Origin of the sequence: Mesorhizobium sp. M0293, from assembly GCF_040321735.1 — a bacterium.
Lineage (GTDB): Bacteria > Pseudomonadota > Alphaproteobacteria > Rhizobiales > Rhizobiaceae > Mesorhizobium.
The window spans coordinates 15,457-31,919 of sequence record NZ_JAMYSA010000077.1 but is presented as its reverse complement, the minus strand read 5'-3'; the positions used below and the strand labels follow the sequence as shown (position 1 = coordinate 31,919).

The 16,463-nt window shown below is 58.6% G+C and carries 11 protein-coding genes and 4 pseudogenes; 6 read left to right on the top strand and 9 right to left on the bottom strand.

All coding sequences use genetic code 11. From position 1 onward, the window contains the following. Positions 1-138: pseudogene (locus tag NKJ06_RS24665) on the bottom strand (ABC transporter permease subunit); the annotation flags it as partial. Positions 139-420: 282 nt separating this feature from the next. On the opposite strand from NKJ06_RS24665, the gene NKJ06_RS24660 reads away from it, so the two are divergent. The 3 genes from NKJ06_RS24660 (at position 421) to NKJ06_RS24650 (ending at position 3,581) form a co-directional block, all read left to right on the top strand. Then, a complete protein-coding gene (locus tag NKJ06_RS24660; RefSeq protein ID WP_352571908.1) occupies positions 421-1,341 on the top strand; it encodes a LysR family transcriptional regulator in 921 nt (306 codons plus the stop codon). Positions 1,342-1,494: 153 nt separating this feature from the next. Beyond that, positions 1,495-2,712 carry a pyridoxal phosphate-dependent aminotransferase gene (locus NKJ06_RS24655; protein ID WP_352810915.1) on the top strand — a complete coding sequence of 406 codons (1,218 nt, stop codon included), beginning with the start codon at positions 1,495-1,497 and terminating at the stop codon, positions 2,710-2,712. After that, complete coding sequence (locus NKJ06_RS24650; protein ID WP_352810913.1) at positions 2,709-3,581, top strand: phosphonopyruvate hydrolase; 873 nt, start codon at positions 2,709-2,711, stop codon at positions 3,579-3,581. Before NKJ06_RS24655 ends, NKJ06_RS24650 begins: the two co-directional genes overlap by 4 nt. Before the next feature lie 375 nt (positions 3,582-3,956). On the opposite strand, the gene NKJ06_RS24645 is transcribed toward NKJ06_RS24650, so the two are convergent. The 7 genes from NKJ06_RS24645 to NKJ06_RS24615 all read right to left on the bottom strand — a co-directional run bounded on the left by NKJ06_RS24645 (position 3,957) and on the right by NKJ06_RS24615 (position 12,166). Further along, the gene (locus NKJ06_RS24645) at positions 3,957-4,253 is read right to left on the bottom strand and encodes a DUF4167 domain-containing protein (protein ID WP_352810911.1); all 297 of its coding nucleotides are present in this window, start codon (positions 4,251-4,253) and stop codon (positions 3,957-3,959) included. Positions 4,254-4,757: 504 nt separating this feature from the next. Then, positions 4,758-6,203 carry a glycosyltransferase gene (locus tag NKJ06_RS24640; RefSeq protein ID WP_352810909.1) on the bottom strand — a complete coding sequence of 482 codons (1,446 nt, stop codon included), beginning with the start codon at positions 6,201-6,203 and terminating at the stop codon, positions 4,758-4,760. A 13-nt stretch (positions 6,204-6,216) separates the two neighbouring features. Next, a complete protein-coding gene (locus tag NKJ06_RS24635; RefSeq protein ID WP_352810907.1) occupies positions 6,217-6,888 on the bottom strand; it encodes an HAD-IA family hydrolase in 672 nt (223 codons plus the stop codon). A 16-nt stretch (positions 6,889-6,904) separates the two neighbouring features. Beyond that, positions 6,905-8,152, bottom strand: coding sequence for an aminotransferase class III-fold pyridoxal phosphate-dependent enzyme (locus NKJ06_RS24630; protein ID WP_352810905.1), 1,248 nt, complete (start codon positions 8,150-8,152; stop codon positions 6,905-6,907). 12 nt (positions 8,153-8,164) lie between these two features. Continuing rightward, on the bottom strand, positions 8,165-9,649 hold the full coding sequence (locus NKJ06_RS24625) for a GMC oxidoreductase (RefSeq protein WP_352810904.1): 1,485 nt from the start codon (positions 9,647-9,649) through the stop codon (positions 8,165-8,167). Then, positions 9,646-10,758, bottom strand: coding sequence for a condensation domain-containing protein (locus tag NKJ06_RS24620; RefSeq protein ID WP_352810902.1), 1,113 nt, complete (start codon positions 10,756-10,758; stop codon positions 9,646-9,648). Before NKJ06_RS24620 ends, NKJ06_RS24625 begins: the two co-directional genes overlap by 4 nt. Before the next feature lie 442 nt (positions 10,759-11,200). Next, the gene (locus NKJ06_RS24615; RefSeq protein WP_352810900.1) at positions 11,201-12,166 is read right to left on the bottom strand and encodes a sulfotransferase; all 966 of its coding nucleotides are present in this window, start codon (positions 12,164-12,166) and stop codon (positions 11,201-11,203) included. Positions 12,167-13,031: 865 nt separating this feature from the next. On the opposite strand from NKJ06_RS24615, the pseudogene NKJ06_RS24610 reads away from it, so the two are divergent. Then, positions 13,032-13,663 (top strand): annotated as a pseudogene (locus tag NKJ06_RS24610) (transposase); the annotation flags it as partial. A gap of 81 nt (positions 13,664-13,744) precedes the next feature. Here NKJ06_RS24610 and NKJ06_RS24605 read toward each other — a convergent pair. Beyond that, positions 13,745-13,945 (bottom strand): annotated as a pseudogene (locus NKJ06_RS24605) (transposase domain-containing protein); the annotation flags it as partial. 287 nt (positions 13,946-14,232) lie between these two features. On the opposite strand from NKJ06_RS24605, the gene NKJ06_RS24600 reads away from it, so the two are divergent. Then, on the top strand, positions 14,233-14,412 hold the full coding sequence (locus tag NKJ06_RS24600) for a hypothetical protein (protein ID WP_352571918.1): 180 nt from the start codon (positions 14,233-14,235) through the stop codon (positions 14,410-14,412). Then, positions 14,399-16,450, top strand: a pseudogene (locus NKJ06_RS24595) (recombinase family protein). Before NKJ06_RS24600 ends, NKJ06_RS24595 begins: the two are co-directional and overlap by 14 nt. The last annotated feature ends 13 nt before the right edge of the window (positions 16,451-16,463 follow it).

Below are 16,463 nucleotides of genomic sequence, written 5' to 3'. Positions count from 1 at the left end.
CGGCAGCGCCATCGGCACCATGATCTTCCAGACAATGGAAAGTTCCGACAGCCCGTCGAGACGGGCGGCGTGAATGACGTCGTCGCGGATGGTCTTGAAGAGCTGCCGGAACAGGAAAATGCCGAAGGGCGAGACGACAACCCTGGCTCGGATAAACCGTTCGATGGCGGGACAACGTCGTACCGCTTCTTTGCACCCGCTCTACGTTGGGGGTGAGTTCGGGACTGATCAGATCGGGGCGTAGCCCGTCAAAGCTCACAACAAGAATTTTCATGGGGACCGACCCTGCAGACACAACTTCATTCTTCGTTGCAGCGCGGCGTATCGGTCTGACGTAACAAATCTGTGACATATATTTAATAATACGATCCAGCACCGCCACTATTCGATGGATCGGCTTACAACATGGAGTGACTAAAAATGGGATCAGAGGTCGGCGATGTGCCCCTGAACGCAATCAGGGCGTTCGCTATGATCGCGAGAGAAAGGAGCGTCACCAAGGCAGCCGAGGCGCTCGGCACCACACAGAGTTCGGTCAGCAGGTATCTCGCGGTCCTCGAAGATTATCTCGGCGCCGGGTTGATCAAACGACAGGGCAGATACACCGAGCTGACCGATTTCGGACGGCTCTTCGCCAGTTCAGTAGCCGAACCTCTCGATCATATCTCATTCACGGCGCGAAGAATGCGCCGACGAGAGCGCCGCGAGATCAATCGGATCGTCGTCAATTCGTCCCTGCCAACTTTCGCCTATACGTTCCTGATCCCGAATCTCCAGGAATTCTCCACCGAGATGGGTGGTGCTGTCGTCGACGTAATGAGTTCCCTGTCGCTGCCATCTTCGACAGATGGTTTTGACGTCCTGATTACGCGTGACCTCGCTCTCGTCGAACCATCGGACCACTGGGAAGTTTATCGTGAACATCTTGTCTGCGTCGGCGCTCCCGGTCACATAGCTGGAAAAGGCATGGCAATCGCCAGGTCCTTGCCGATCCTCACGATTACCTCTCGCCCCGACATCCTGCCTGCCTGGCTGAAGGCCCATGATTTGACTTCTGACGACATCAAGCCGGGGGCGCGATACGATCACCACTATATGGCGCTGCCCGCCGTCATCACTGGCAAGTGCCTGCTTGTCGCGCCTGAGATCGTGGTAGGCGACCTGGTGCGTAACGGTTTGCTCAAGGTCGTTCCAAATTCGTGCACACCAAGTGGAATGCAGTATCGAGCATATGCTGTGGACCGCAGCAATAACCCGGAACTTGCGCGTGCTTTCTGTCGTTGGCTGGTGCGCCTTTGCCGCAAGGAGGCTTTGATCGCGGAATCCAGCCGGATCGAATAATGCGACTGTTGCATCGATAGATTCGATATATGGATTTGCCCAATCCGCATTTTCGCAGGTCTCATGGACATATTGCCCATGTGTCGTGCCATGGTCCTGTGGCGCCTGTCAGGATCACGTCCGCCATGTACGGCCCCACTCCTGGAGTTGTCCATGTCACTCGTTTCAAGCCGCCTCAAATCCATTCGTCCATCCGAAACAAAGGCGATGACGGCTCGAGCGGCCGCGCTCAAGGCGCAAGGCCATCAGGTCATTACCCTCAGTCAGGGCGAGCCAGACTTCGACACCCCCCTCAATATCGTTGAAGCCGGTATCCAGGCAATCCGTCATGGTCGAACCCGATACACGGCGGTGGCCGGAGTGGCACCGCTAAGAGAAGCAATTCGAGACAAACTGGCGCGGGAAAATGGCCTCAACTATTCGATCGACCAGATCACGGTCGGCTGCGGGGCCAAACAGGTCGTCTTCAACGCGCTCTTTGCCAGTCTGGAGCCCGGCGAGGAGGTCATCATCCCCGCTCCCTGCTGGGTCTCTTACCCCGATATGGTGCGCCTCGCCGGTGGTGACCCCATGATCGTCAACTGCCCGGAAGCACACGGCTTCAAGCTGACGCCGGAGGGGCTTGAGAAGGCGATCACCTCCCGCACCAAATGGCTGATGCTGAATTCGCCCAGCAATCCCACGGGCGCCGTCTACAGCGAAACCGAGCTTGCCGCACTGGCCGACGTTCTGAGGCGGCATCCACACGTCTACATCCTGTCAGACGATATCTACGAGAAATTAGTCTACGGAGCAGCGCGGTTCGCGACAATGGCGAGCGCTGCCCCCGACCTTTTCAACCGCACGGTCACGATCAATGGTGTATCGAAAACCAATGCGATGACGGGTTGGCGCGTTGGCTATGGCGCCGGGCCCATCGAGCTTATCAAGGCGATCAATGTCATTCAGGGGCAGACCACGTCGCACACCAGCTCGATCTCCCAATATGCGGCTATCGAAGCGATTGCCGGTGACCAAGGATACGTTCCCGAGTTCAAGGCTGAGTTCGAGAAGCGCCGCAACCTGGTCGTTGAAAGGCTCAATGCCGCGCCGGGATTGAGCTGCACCGTCCCTGACGGAGCCTTCTACGTATTCGCCAACTGCGCCGATGTCCTCGGCCAGAAGACGGAAGCGGACAGAGTGATCGCGACCGATACCGACTTCGCCATGTATCTGCTCGAAGAAGCGGGTGTCGCGGTCGTTCCGGGCTCAGGCTTCCTAGCCTCCCCGTACATCCGCATTTCCTACGCCTCCTCGATCAACGACCTTACCACAGCGTGCGACCGCATCACCGCGGCTTGCACCAAACTTTCTCAGGACAAAGCAGCATGAGCCAGGGCACGCTTCTCAAGAACATCATTTCGAAGAACGGCCTCGCTCATGTGATGGCCGCACATAGTCCGTTGTCGGCCCGTCTTGTCGAGGAAGCCGGGTTCGACGGCATTTGGGCGTCCGGCTTTGAGCTGTCGGCTTTGTATGGCCTTCCCGATGTCAGCCTCGTCTCGATGAGAGAGCACCTCGAGATGGTGCGCGCAATGGCGGAGCAGTCGTCGCTGCCGATCATCGCCGATGTCGATACAGGGTTCGGAAATGCGATCAACGTGATTCACGCGGTGAAGCAATACGAACATGCAGGCGCAGCAGCAGTTGTTATCGAGGACAAGACCTTTCCCAAAGTGACCAGCCTGTTGGCTGATGGTCGGCAGGAACTGCTTCGGGTCGAGGAATTCCAGGGCAAGCTCCGCGCAGCGATCGCGACACGCTCCGATCCGAACTTCCTGATCATTGCTCGAACAGAGGCTTTGATCGCCGGTCTCGGCGAGAAAGAGGCCCTCGATCGAGCCGCCGCGTATGAAGCTGCTGGCGCCGACCTCATCGTCGTCCACTCCAAGCAGAAGACGCCGGATGAGGTGGAGAGCTTTGTCCGAGCCTGGAATGGCAAAGACGGCATTGTAGTCATTCCGACCGCCTATCCCCAGATGAACGAGGCCCGGATCAAGGATTTGGGAAAAATCTCGGTCGTCATCTATGGTAACCATGCGGTCCGCGCTTCGGTGACGGCTATGAAGGATGTATTCGCGCGGATCCTTAAGGATCGCGGCATTCACAATGTCGACAAGGACATCGTTTCAGTCGAGGAAATTTTCCGTCTCCAGAAGATGGACCAGGTGAAGGCCAACGAAAAGGAGTTCCTTGCGTGAAGGAAGCCTGCTGGCCCGATCATCACACCGTTCCATGGTCCGTACGTCGGGAATGGGCCGCTCCGCTTATATGCATAGAACTGATGGGACTGGCCCACCCCGATGACAGGGCTGCCGAACTCTGAACCCACATATGCGATCTACCTCACGCCTCCGCTCGGGGCGAAAGCCCGGCTCGCATTGTGCACAGCCGAGCCTGATGCCGCATCCCCCGTTTCTGGACAGCACAGCCGTTACCGAGCTGGCAAGTTCTGACTGCCTTCGACGGTGGAACTCATGCCGTTATCCAGCCGATATGCCGCGCATGCCGGCTTCGTCACCCGCCCCACAATTCCTCATGCTCTCCTTTCAGCTGACGGTGGATCGATGACGCTTTTAATACACCATAGCCAACGGACGGTTGTTGCCGAAGACAGCCGTTTCGCTCACGTCAGGCTGCTGTGGGGTTCCCGTGACAGCTCCGCAGCGGAAATAGTGCTCTGCATGCTGGTAGTAATTCTCTGCCTCGACGCGGTTGCCGAGCAAAGTCTGGGCATATGCAAGTTCCAGATAGCGCTCATAGTTTTTTTGCGAACCGTGAGCGTTGCCTGTCTTCAGGCGGGCAGGCCCCAATGTTGAGGCCCTCGTGCGGATACTGGAAGATATCACCTGTCTTGGTTGATTTCTTTTCATGTTGTTTTCAAGCCATCACGGCTTGCTCCTTAATTGGAATTGTTTGGTTTGGCGCATGGTCGAAGTTCGGGATTCACGCGCCGCATGAATCATGCTGCCGGTCAACTGCACAGGCTGCACCATTCAGCCGAAATAGCTTTGCGGCCTGTTGATCCGCACAGCGTAATTCTGGAATCATTTGGTTTAAGCAGACCCCGGCTGCACCTGGGGTGGCAAATGGTCGACTTCAGGTGAAAAAAGACCGGGCGCTCGATCACATATGAGAGCGAGCCGAGCCTGTTCAGCAAGAAATATATATGAACGCAATATGGCGATTTCAAGTTGTGCTTTACCGCTCGGAGGCATGACCCATCAATGATTGGTTCTGCCGGAAGTTGACTATCTCAGTCTTCGAACAGCGTGAGATGCCGGTTACTGGAGCGATCGCGCTATGGCGGCCGGCTTGCGCTGCCATGGGCTTATCGCAATGCAGTATGCAAGGTCGTCCAGATTCCGCCGCCTGGCTCAGATGACCGTTGTTGGCTTGAACGGTTCCCGGTATTGCACCTCCTCAAAGCTGGATAGAGCCGATTGAATCGAGTCATACCACTTTGGAATTTGCGAGATTTGCGTACTCGAGCGCAGGCAGTTTTGGCGCGCGGTTCTGGCCATCTCCTCGAAATCACTATAACTGGTTGCAAGGTGATGCATCATTTCTGCAGCTTTGTCCTCGATGTCCGGCTCGTCGAGGACAACGCCATTCAGTCCATTTACGACCTGCCTTTTCAGACCAAAAGCGGACGACACCACGACGGGTTTGCCTCGGAACAGAGCCTCTGTTGCTGTCAGGCCGAAGCCCTCTTCGCGAGAGAGCGCAAATACTCCATGGGCGTTCTGTTGCAGCCGGCCGACAATTTCGGCATTTGCGTCGTGGTCCTTCATCGAGATACAGGCCAGATACACGCGCCGCCGCACTTCCTTGTGCAATTGAGAGCATAATACGACGCATTTGTCGAAATACTCGCGTCCTTCAGGATCGTCGGCAACATCCAAAGGATCCGGTCCCGCGACCACCAAGCGTATATCGTATGTCTCGTCGAGCGCCATTTTCACAAAGCGATCAAAAGCGGCGATGATCCGGTCAATACCTTTCAGTCCATCCCACCTGGATACATGCAGGAAATACCGCGAGCCGAGAATGTCCTGAAGGGATGGGGTGGGCTCGAATTCTTGGCTATTGAACGAAAACGAATTCTCCAGCGTCTGGCGTGCTGGCCCTTCATAGTTACGGTTCTTGCTTGAGAATGGGCTGATCGATGGCTGGATGATATCTATGGGGAGACCGGTATCAAAGGCATATTCCTTTGCGCTCAGGACAATGCGCTGGAATTTACGGAGGTATTCCCCCAGAAACCTCCAGATTTCGTCGACTGTCGGGGTGCGTTTTGGATAGCCGATGTGGCATCGCCAGATAGCCGGGTGCGGGTGAGATTCCAGGAACTTCGCGGCTGCACCAAGTGGCTGCGGATCATGAATAACCAGAAAGCCATCAGGTCTGATGATCCTTTCCAGCTGCGCGGCGCCTTGCTTCGATGCCTCAAGATAATGGGGCAGCAGATCATTCAAGCCTGCCACGGTGGCGTCGTGAAGAGAATTGTGAAGTCCTTTGGTGAACTGAAAAAATTGCTCTTCCTTCGGTTTAAAGATGAGCCAACGCACATCAAACCCAAGTTCCCGAAGGAGGCATATGTGGTGTGGAAGCATTTCGGCCACCCCACCGCCGAACGCGGTGGAACTTATGTGCCAAATACAACGGCGGCCAATCTTTTCACGAATTGCGCTAGACGAACGAAATAGTTCATCGAGGAGTTCGTCATAGTCGTTTCGCTCCGCTTCGTAATGCTCAAGGACCGAGGCTTCTACCAGCACCTCATCAAACAGCGGTGTGCGGGGTTTCGTTGATACTTTCATTTCGTGGCCGTCTTTAAGTCTGGGAAGCAGGTTCAGCGCGGCCGGTTAGAAAGGGAGCCTCGCAAAAGTTCTCTATCCAGCCGCTGCTGTCAGGGTGACCCCTGGCATTGGGGCCGACACCTACGCAGTCGCAGCCTGCAGCGATCGCCGCTTCAATTCCGGTGCTGGAATCCTCGAAAACCAAGCATCTTTTGGGAGTGATGCGCAGCATTCGCAAGAGCGTTTGATAGGGTTGCGGATGCGGCTTTCCTTGACTGACGTCCTCGGCTGCAATCATGATCCTCGGGCAGGAGAGTCCAGCCGCCTTGAGGCGCGCAAGGGCCGAAACCCTTGCCGAAGAGGTGACAATAGATCTCCGTTCGGCGGGGATCGAGCTATAGAACTCTGCGGCGCAATGGATCGGTTCCAACAGTCCCATCGCTTGGACCTCATAATCCGCAATGCGAGCTGCTTCGCGTTCTGGCGAGAGACCGGGCGCGACCGCCGCCACCAAGTCGACGTCCCGGCGGGCGGCCGACATCCGCATTGCGTAATCCGGAGAGATCCGTTCCTCCCGTGCCCATCGACGGAGTGCGCTTTCGACCACAGCCTCCGAATCCACAAGGGTTCCGTCCAGATCGAAGGCCACGTGATCATAATCCTCGAGCTGAACATTGACGGTTGCGGTTTTCGTTTGATCTTTCACGGCTTTCCTCCCCGTATCAGGCCCAATGATGCTTGTTGGAAAGACATGCTCTCGCTGTGGTGTGGAACGCCTCCGCGCAGTATTCGACCATGGATGCGTCAGTGACCTGTGCAGTCATGTCCTCGTCCTTGCGGTAGTCTGCGAGTGCTCGCTCCAGTGCCGGCTGCAAAGCTGCGAAAAATGCACCGTCCATGGACGCATTGCTCATGTATGTCCCTGGGTAGCCCGTGTAGATACCGTGCTGCAGACACCTCTGCGCGAAGACCCTTCCATGCTTTTGCGAGGGCAGAACGATTCTGAACATGGTATCGCTTCCGAGTACGCGCGCCGGTATTTCGCTACGCTCGAACGAGGTCTGGAACTGCCTCTTGAGCGCTAAGCCGCTCTCGGCGATGCGAGCAGCAATTTCTGCTTCTTCAAAGATTTCCTGTGTCAGGTTGCCGGCCACAAAGGCCCGGTTCTCGCGCAGATAGGTATTGCCCAGATAGGCCCTGTCGGCTCCCACCATGGCATCGGCGGTGCCGACGACCGCGGAAAGGCCAATGCCTTGTGCGATCCCCTTGGCCAATGTGATGAGGTCGGCTCTCACACCGTGTTTTCGGCAGTAGCCACCCTTGGCGTAACGAAGTCCGCATAGAACCTCATCAACGATGAGCAACACTCCATGCAGGCTTGCCATCCTGGAGATTTCCTGGAGCAATTCCGGAGGAAAGATCGACGGCTCAGGCGTGACGAAAATTCCCGCGACTCTCCCCTCGTTCCCGACCATCTGCTGCTCCAGGATATCGAGGTCATATTGGAAATCCTGGATGTGTTGATCCTTGGCCGGCGGATTGTCCGACCAGGGGAGCTGTTGAAAGATGTCGTGCCATCCGTGGAAGCCAGCCGTCAGCATGACCGGCCGGCCAGTTCGGTGCCGGGCGATCCGAACCGCCGCTTCCGTTGCACAAGATCCGGTCCTCAGAAAGAACACTCTGGGATTGCTTGGGAACATCTCCGCGATTTTCCCGGCGAGTATCTGGCGTTGCTCACCCACCGGCGATGGCAGAATATCAGTTTCCTGCTCCATCGCCTGCGCAAGCCTGGCCTTGAACACTGGGTCATTGCTGCCCAAGGGCGAAGCCCCGCTGCAGGACGTCATATCCAGATAGATCTTGCCGTTGATATCCTCCGCCATCGCGCCATTGGCGGAGCGGAATATGATGGATGATGGGGTGTCACGCTCCCATTCGGCCAAATGTCCGGCAGCTCCAGGATCGAGCATCTCGGTTACCCTTTACTTGAGTGACATGGCCATTCGCCTGGCGTTGGCCATGATTGTGTGTGTCGGATTGCTGTTCCCCGCGAAGTTCATAACGGAGCCATCCATGACATGGATGTTGGTGAACCCATGGACCCTGCCGCAGCTGTCGACGACCGAGGTCCTCGGATCACATCCGGCGCGCATCGTGCCGTGCAGGTGGCAGCCGCCTTTTCCATGGAAAGATGGCTCTCGCTCGATGCGGAATGCGCCAAGGTGGCGCAGAATGTCATCCGCGCGGTCGGCGAGAAAATTCATTCGCGCACGGTCATTTTCCGAGTTTCGGTATTCGAAACGGATGTAACGGATACCGTACTGGTCAACAGCCTCGTCAAGCACGATGCGATTGTGCGACCATGGCTCTTCTCCAGCTATGTAGTGCAGGCGCACAAGGCCGACGTTCTCATCCGGCGAGGGGAAATTCGCTTCATAAATGAGGCCGCCAAATCTGCATGGCACGTCGTTATGTTCGTAGAACTCATCGGTATAAACGGTCGCATGCGGTCCCCAGTGCGGAGCACATGCACCGGAGCCGCGATTGGCCGGCTCCATGTAGCCGACGGAGTAGCCGCTAATCTTGAATGAGAGGCCTCGCCCAACGAGGCCGGATTCGTTTCCTATTCCCTTAAGTGCATGCCCACTCTTTGACCGAAGCATCAATGCCGCTGATTGTATCGCGTTTGCGCACACGATGACCCTTTCAACTGGGACCCGGATCAGTTCCGACGAGAGCGGCACATAGCACTCAAGGGCTTCAGCCCGACCGTCGTTCCGCATTTCGATCCGGTTGACGAAACAGCCGTATAGAACCGAGATCGTTCCTGGCAGGGCGGAGTCATCCAAAATGTTTCTTGCAAGCACTGATGCTCTCGCATCCGTAGGGCACACCAGTTCATCGCAAGCCGAACACTTGATGCATCCCTTGTTGGTCCCTGGCGGCCTGATTGCCAAGGGGATGCTCTTTGATCTTATGCTGAGTTCCTGCATTGCATTGGTTAACATCAACCCACGCGCACTGGCTGGATACGATGGAAGCCCATTCGCGCCACTGATCTCCAGGAGATGCTCGATCTCCGAATAGTAGGGTTCAAGATCCTGGAGGGTAATGGGCCAATCAATCGCCATGTCAGTCGTAAGATATTGGGAGGCCGACAGATCTGCTTGTCGGTATCTGAACGTTATCGCGTTGTAGAACCACATCCCGCCGCCGACGCAGCACGCTGTCCAAGGATTACCATCGATGGGGCCGTTGGAAGTGAGTGCCTTGCTGTACGCCGCTTGATGAGGCCCGAGCATGGCGCCAGGCGAAACCAGGCCTCCATATTCCAGGACGGCCACATGGCAGCCCTTTTCCGCAAGTGTTCGGGCGACGATCGATCCAGATGGCCCAGAGCCAACGATAACCGCATCGAAGTTTGTGTAATTACACGAGTCCGCTGCAATGTGTCTGATGTCCGTCACGGGCAATAGTCTCCTGTGGGGTGGGCGGTAGCGGGCCAGCGAGCGGTGCTCGCGATGGAGGCGAGGAGATGCTTTATACTGGCCATGTGGTGGGGGGACCGCGACGCTTGCCGGGCCGGTCGCAGGGTGACGGTAGTTGACGAAGAGGCCGTCGTAGTTACGCATGATCCAGAGGTACACGTCGTCCGGGTCGGTGCTGCGGCCGCGGAGGATGACAATCCGCCAAGTGTTCCAGTCGCGGGCACCGGGGGTGCGACGAAGGTCACTGTACGAAACATGAAGGGGTCGCGGAGGGGTCGGCCGAGGAGCTCCTCCACTCGGGGTGTGGGTATCTGGACCAGGTCCTTCACTCCGTCGAGGCCGGAGACCGCGGAGCGCACCGCCTCAGCGAACGAGTCGGTTGCGCTTAAGGGGAAGGCGATGGGGCCCATACCTACGTACCAGCCGATGGAGGACCGCGAGGGACCCGTCCGGGTGTGGAAGGGGGCCATGGTACGGAATTCGCCCGAGCCGGTGATTTCGTGGCCGACCTTAGCCAGGCAGGCGAGCAGTCCGGAGAAAGAGGCGCCCCCGGCCGCGCGGCAGACTCGATCAAAGGCGTGCGCGGTGGATGCGTCGACAAGCTCGGTGTATCCGCCTGGCTGGGCGGCGGGGCTGCCGCTCACGTCGCTACCCGGTACAGGGAACTCCGGCAGGCGGCCGCCGGCTTCGGTGAGGAACTGCCGCCAGTGGACGATCGATTCGTGGGCCGCTGTCAGCGCGTCGGCGGCGGTCCGTTCGGCCTCCGCGAAATCGAGGTAACTGGCCGTGGGGGGAAGGGGAGGTGGGGCGGGCTTGCCGTTGGCGGCGGCGAGTGCTGCGGCGTACAGAGTGTGGATCTCATAAGCGGTTAGGAGAACGGAGTAACCGTCCGTCAGGGTGTGGTCGGCGGCGAGACAGGCGGTGATCGCTTCTGGGCGGCTGATGGTGGCACAGAGATACCCGGGCCAGCCGAGGGGGCCGGTTTCGCTGTCGAACAGTTCCTCCAGATACCGCGCCAGCTTCCGGCCGTCGGTGAAGTCCCGCGTCGCACTTGGGTGGATGCTCAGGGCGCCAGCCGGTAGCGTCATGCGTTGCAGACGGCCGCCCGGTGTCGAGCGAGGGGACAGAGTGAGTTGGCTGCGCAGGGCTTCATGGCGGTTTGTCCAGCCGCGCGGTGGCGAAGGCGTCCGCATCGAGTTCGGCGGGCAGATCGAAGGCGCAGCCCAGCCAGGACGGTGGCAGGGGACCCTCACCGGCCGCATCGAGTGCGTATGTGATGTGCGCTTCCTGCAGGTGAGACGCCCGCCGTTAGTCGGCTGCCCAGGTGGTGTCGGACATCGGCGTAGCGTAACCCCGCCAGACGGTGAAACCGCCCGAGACAGACCGAGTGATGGTATGTCAGTGAACTTCATGATATGGCGCGCCTGATCTGCGAGGAGCGGAAACGATGGGTGCGCACGAGGAGGGCCGGCCGGTCGCTAGAAGAGGGTAGAAGCTGCGGGGCAGGCGTCGTCGGAGCGCTTCGTGTGCCTACGGCGTCACCCCGCGCTCCCCGGAATCCGGCATCGACAGGTCGTAGCCTAGGTGTTCCAGTTCCTTCCCGGCGATCCGCTCGAATTCCTCGATCTCCCCGGGCGTGAGGTCCTGCAGGTACCGTCCGTTACGCCCGGTATACAGCGGCTTACCCGCGGCCTCCGCTGCGGGATGGCCCCAGGGGTTGTCGAACAATGCGTGCTCGTGCTCCGCGTGGTGCAGGACCGCATCGTCCCATGACAGGCCGAGGTGGTCCAGCATCAGCTCGACAGTGTCGCGGGGGCGGGTGACCAGATCCTCATACCGCACTTCCAGATAGCGGCCGTCGGGCGCAGCACGGCGGGGCCGGGTGACGACCTCCAGCCAGCCGCGCGCGGCTTCCGCGACGGTCCGGTAGCCCCAGTCGGGGACGGTCTTGAAGTGGGAGGCAGTCAGGTCGCGACCGTCGCGGATGATGTGGATGAAGTGCGCTTGTGGCCAGATCGCGGCGTACGTGCCGATGTCCTGGATCCTCCGCTGAAGCTTCAGCCCCCATCGTCGGGCTCCCGTCTGTTCAAGCCGGAATTCGCCGATGGAGTTGATGAGCAGGCAGCGGTCCTCCAAGGCGGACAGATCGGTACCGCGCTCGGCCATCAGGCTGATCACCAGGCTCCGTACATTGTCGCGGTCGAGACCGAAACGCTCGCACTGCACAACGAAGTGCCCGCCGTCGTACCACTCAGGGTCAACGGTGTCCTTCGTCCTACCGGCGAGCCGCGAGTCGCGGGCATCCATCAGGTCGCACACCGCGAGAATGTGCGGGCCGAGGTTAATAGGTTCGGTGAAATCGATCTCCGGGCCGACGACCAGGTCGGGATGCGAGTCGAGCAGGACACTGAGCAGAGTGGTGCCGGAGCGGTTCTCGCCGCCGAGCAGGACAGGGTTAGAGGGCAGGGCGAGAGGAGGGGACACGTCTTTGTCCACGCCCACATATCCTAGGAGAGGTTTGGAAGTGTTCACTTTCGTCTCCTCAAGCACGAGACTTTAGGCGACGCGGACATCGCTCTGACGTCTCAATTTCCATCAATTTGAAGGTTTCGTTTGAACTTCTAAGGCGAAGTCTTTTGAAAAAACCCGTCGCTGCGCAAGGCAGCGTATTGGCAGCAGGCGACCAACAAAATACCGGTGAGGCCTGAACGCCAGCGGCATATACACCCTAAAACCGAATGCCCGGCAGGAGACTGAGTTCGCTGCCGGTCCGGTACGCCTTGGGAGGTGGCATAAGTCGGAATTCATGCCCATCGACCTCAGATGGCTTTTTGAGCTCCCTGGAAGAGGTCATGATGCTGTAATCGGCGACCTGGAAGGTACATTGGCCCATCGCGATGTCGTCGGGAGGAGCATCCACTCTAACAGGTCTGGATGTCGACCAGTGTTCCGGTCGCCGATTGACAGCCTGCGCACGAGATCTCATGTCCAGGTTTCATTTCGTCGGTCGCATCGCACACTCACGATTTAACGATGATAGGATCGAAACGGGATTCTTTTCCGGAGTACTTTTTCGATGGAATCGAGGGCAGAAGTCCTGAGCGATAATCTTGGTTGCGTTTTCTGAAGCGGGTAAGATCGGTGGTGGAAACCTTCGCCAGCGGTTTTCGTGGCCATGGGAGACTTCTCCTCAGTACGTACTCGTTTTGCGGATAGCCTTGCATGTACCGTGCCAAAGCAGAAAGCATTTAAAAACATCTGATTGATCAGGTTCTGTTACGTTGCGTACCCGACATTGTCGGGTATCGGACAATGCCGAACGTGCCTGAATGGCGCGTGATGACTCCAGTGCGACGGCGAGGCGTTGCCCAAAGCGGTTCAGGTCGCCGATCCGCTGGCATCTCATGGAGAATGCGAGCGCGGCTTTCCTCGATGCCGTCCGGAAGTCGATGCGTTCGATCCGTGCCGCGATCGGCGCCACCAGGGTCGATCCAAACCTGCTCACCTACGCGGAGAAGCTGCTGTATAAGGGTTATCTGCAGCGCGAGGAGACGAACTCAGCGATCATGAAGCTGGCGGGCGCAGGCGATCCAATCAAGGAGATCGTGCGTCGCACCGGCCATAGCCGTAAGATGGTCCGTCAAATGGTCCGTGGCCAGCAGACCGATATCTTCCGCGACCGCCAGAGTTCACTCGAAGCCTGGCTGCGCTTCCTGGATGGGCAATGGATATCGGGTTGCCACAATGCAAGCGAGACGTCTGGGTGTCGTCAGCGAATGGGCAAGGCGACGACGGCGCGCCAGCAAAAGCTTTATCGCGTCTTTCGCCAATGGCATCATTCGCGACCGCGCTGCCGTCCGCGCCGCGATCACCGAGCCATGGTCCAACGGGCAGACGGAAGGACAGATCACCAAGCTCAAGCTTGTAAAACGGCAGATGTATGGGCGCGGAAAGCTCGACCTCCAGCAAGCCAGGCTGATCGGTGCAGAATGACCGTAAGCGCTATTTTCCCCGCACGTTGACGCCCGCGATTTCGACGGATCGCCTTCGAATTGGGAAAGGCATCTGGTCTGATCAGGCAGTGGTGTTGGCGAAGTTGAAGGGCAGCAGATCATCGATATCGGCGTCTTCGGCACGCTGAGGCAATTCGGTGAGTGCGTGGCGCAACCACACTAACGGCTCGACGCCACAGGCGCGGCAGGTCAGCATCAGGCTGTAGATGACAGCGCTGGCCCTGGCGCCTGCCACTGTGTCGCTGAACAGCCAACTCTTCCTTGTGCCCATGTCGGGGACGAGCTGGAGGTTCATTATCGCTGGCATCCATATTTTGGCCGAAAGGTCAGCGTGCGGCGTGCGGAGCAGCGGGTAACGGGCCAGTTTCTCAAGGTGCAATACCCATCGGGCATTGTCGTATCGATTCCAGGCTGGATGATTCGGTCGCTTGCGCGGGCATGACATTTGGCCCGCCACAGGTTGATCACACGGCCTTATCTGATCTGAAGACGCTGGTCACGCCGGCCGCTGTTTCCGCAAACTTCATGGAATCGCACGGGAGAAAGTCGATGAAACAGCACAACGTGCCTGCACCGACCTCGGGCAGGCAGATGAGCCTGATATTCGAACCCCACAGGCTGGAGGGGATGAGCAAAGTGGAGCGGGCGAACGCCTTGTTGACGCTCGCCCAAATCCTCATGCAGGCCGCCGGTCTGGTCGTCGAGGAGCTCGATGATGACCAGCACTGATCTGATTCCAACTGCGCTCTTGAAGCGCAAGGCCGTCGTCTATGTGCGCCAGTCGACGCAGTCGCAGGTCATGACCAACCTAGAGAGCCAGCGACGGCAATATGATCTGGTCGACATTGCGCGACAGCGCGGCTTCGCCGATATCGAAGTCATCGACGACGATCTTGGCCGATCAGCAAGCGGAACAGTGGCGCGCCCCGGCTTCGATCGGCTGGTTGCATGGTTGTGTGCGGGCAAGATCGGCGCCGTGTTGTGCCTGGACGCATCGAGGCTCGCACGCAATGGGCGGGACTGGCATCATCTGCTCGAGTTGTGTGGACTTGTCGAAGCCCGCGTCATCGACCACGATGGCGTGTACAACCCCTGCCTGCCTAATGATCGTCTGCTCTTGGGCATGAAGGGAAGCATCAGCGAGTTCGAACTGGGCGTGCTGAAGGCACGGATGCTCGAGGCCGCCAGATCAAGGCGCGCCGGGGGGAGCTGCGCCTGTCGGTACCGTTCGGTTACATCTGGCATCGCGAAGCTGGGCTTGGGCTCGACCCAGATACACGGCTACAGGAGGTAATCCGGCTCATCTTCGCGCGCTTCCGTGAACTCGGCAGCGCGCGCCAGGTGTTGTTGTCGATGACAGCGGATCAGATCCACTTCCCTCGGCCTTCTGATGAGGGCCGCATGACCAGCTTCGTCTGGTTGCCGATCCGTTATCGCAATGTGATCGCCGTTCTCAAAAACCCCTTTTACGCAGGTGTTTACGTTTACGGCAAAAGCGAAAAGCGAACCTCCATTGTCGACGGGCGAGCGCGGCGAAGCTACGGACATCGCAAGCCTGTCGGAACCTGGGAGGTGATGATCAAGGATCATCACGAGGGTTATATATCAGTTGGGATGAGTACGAGCGAAACCAGAAGCAGCTGGCACTCAACAACTACGGTCGCGCCGGCGGTGTAAAATCGGGCCGCGGCGGGAAAGCGCTGCTGTCAGGCATCATGACGTGTGCACGGTGCGGGCGGCGACTGAGCGTTTCCTATACCGGAAATCCGCAAAGTCGACCTGTCTATCGCTGCGACAAGCCAAACCTGATGATGGGCTTGCCCAGGTGCATGACCTTCGGCGGCCCACGGGTTGACGCGGCTGTTGCGCGTGAGCTGTTGCGAGCGGTAGAACCCATGGCGATCGAGGCCGCGTTCGAGGCGGAGCGGATGCACCGGGAACGACAAGATGATCAACGCCAGATCCTCGATCTGGAACTTCAGCAGGCCCGTTACGAGGCCAATCTTGCTGAGCGCCGCTACGCTGCCTGCGATCCCGACAATCGCGAAAGCTGGGAGACCACGCTGCTGCGCTTGCGGGATCTTGAAACCCGCCAGCCTACTGACAGGCCACCGGCCATTGAGGTCGATCCCAGTGCCTTCGCCAATATGGCAGAAAACCTGTCAGCAGCCTGGAATGGACCTGATGTGACGATGCGTGCGCGCCAGCAGCTGCTACGAACCTTGATCGCCGACATCATCGTCGATGTCGACGACGCGGTACGGGACGTCGTGCTCATGATCCATTGGCGGGGCGGCCAGCACTCAGAACTGCGGGTTCGCAAGCCTCGAGCTGGCGAGCACGGTTGCGCGACGACCGACGACGCTTTGGCGGTGATGCGCAGCATAGCCGGTCGCTGGTCTGACGAGCATATCGCCGCCTCGCTCAATCGAATGGGATTACCCACCGGACAAGGAAAAACGTGGACGGCGCACCGCGTCTCTTCCGTTCGGCGAGTGCGTGGAATCCATGCCTATCGATCCGCTGAAAAAGACGGTGAATGGCTCACGATGACCGAAGCAGCAAGGCCTTAGGCGTCACAAACCACGCGATACGCCGCCTTATCAAAACCGGCGTTCTTCCTGCTGCACAGGTTGTTCCTGGCGCACCCTATCAAATCCGTGCCGACGACTTGGCGGCGGGGCCGTTCAAAACGGCGGTGGCCCGAAAAGGTCGCCCGTGTCCCGTTGCCGACGTGGACACGCTGCCAATGTTTACAAATACTTGACGAGGGAGTGCAT

Excerpts from the sequence above, each read along its gene's own strand:
- NKJ06_RS24620 (WP_352810902.1), bottom strand. The coding sequence starts at position 10,758 with ATGACGCTACCGGCTGGCGCCCTGAGCATCCACCCAAGTGCGACGCGG.
- NKJ06_RS24655 (WP_352810915.1), top strand. The coding sequence starts at position 1,495 with ATGTCACTCGTTTCAAGCCGCCTCAAATCCATTCGTCCATCCGAAACA.
- NKJ06_RS24630 (WP_352810905.1), bottom strand. The coding sequence starts at position 8,152 with ATGCTCGATCCTGGAGCTGCCGGACATTTGGCCGAATGGGAGCGTGAC.
- NKJ06_RS24640 (WP_352810909.1), bottom strand. The coding sequence starts at position 6,203 with ATGAAAGTATCAACGAAACCCCGCACACCGCTGTTTGATGAGGTGCTG.
- NKJ06_RS24645 (WP_352810911.1), bottom strand. The coding sequence starts at position 4,253 with ATGAAAAGAAATCAACCAAGACAGGTGATATCTTCCAGTATCCGCACG.
- NKJ06_RS24600 (WP_352571918.1), top strand. The coding sequence starts at position 14,233 with ATGAAACAGCACAACGTGCCTGCACCGACCTCGGGCAGGCAGATGAGC.
- NKJ06_RS24650 (WP_352810913.1), top strand. The coding sequence starts at position 2,709 with ATGAGCCAGGGCACGCTTCTCAAGAACATCATTTCGAAGAACGGCCTC.
- NKJ06_RS24660 (WP_352571908.1), top strand. The coding sequence starts at position 421 with ATGGGATCAGAGGTCGGCGATGTGCCCCTGAACGCAATCAGGGCGTTC.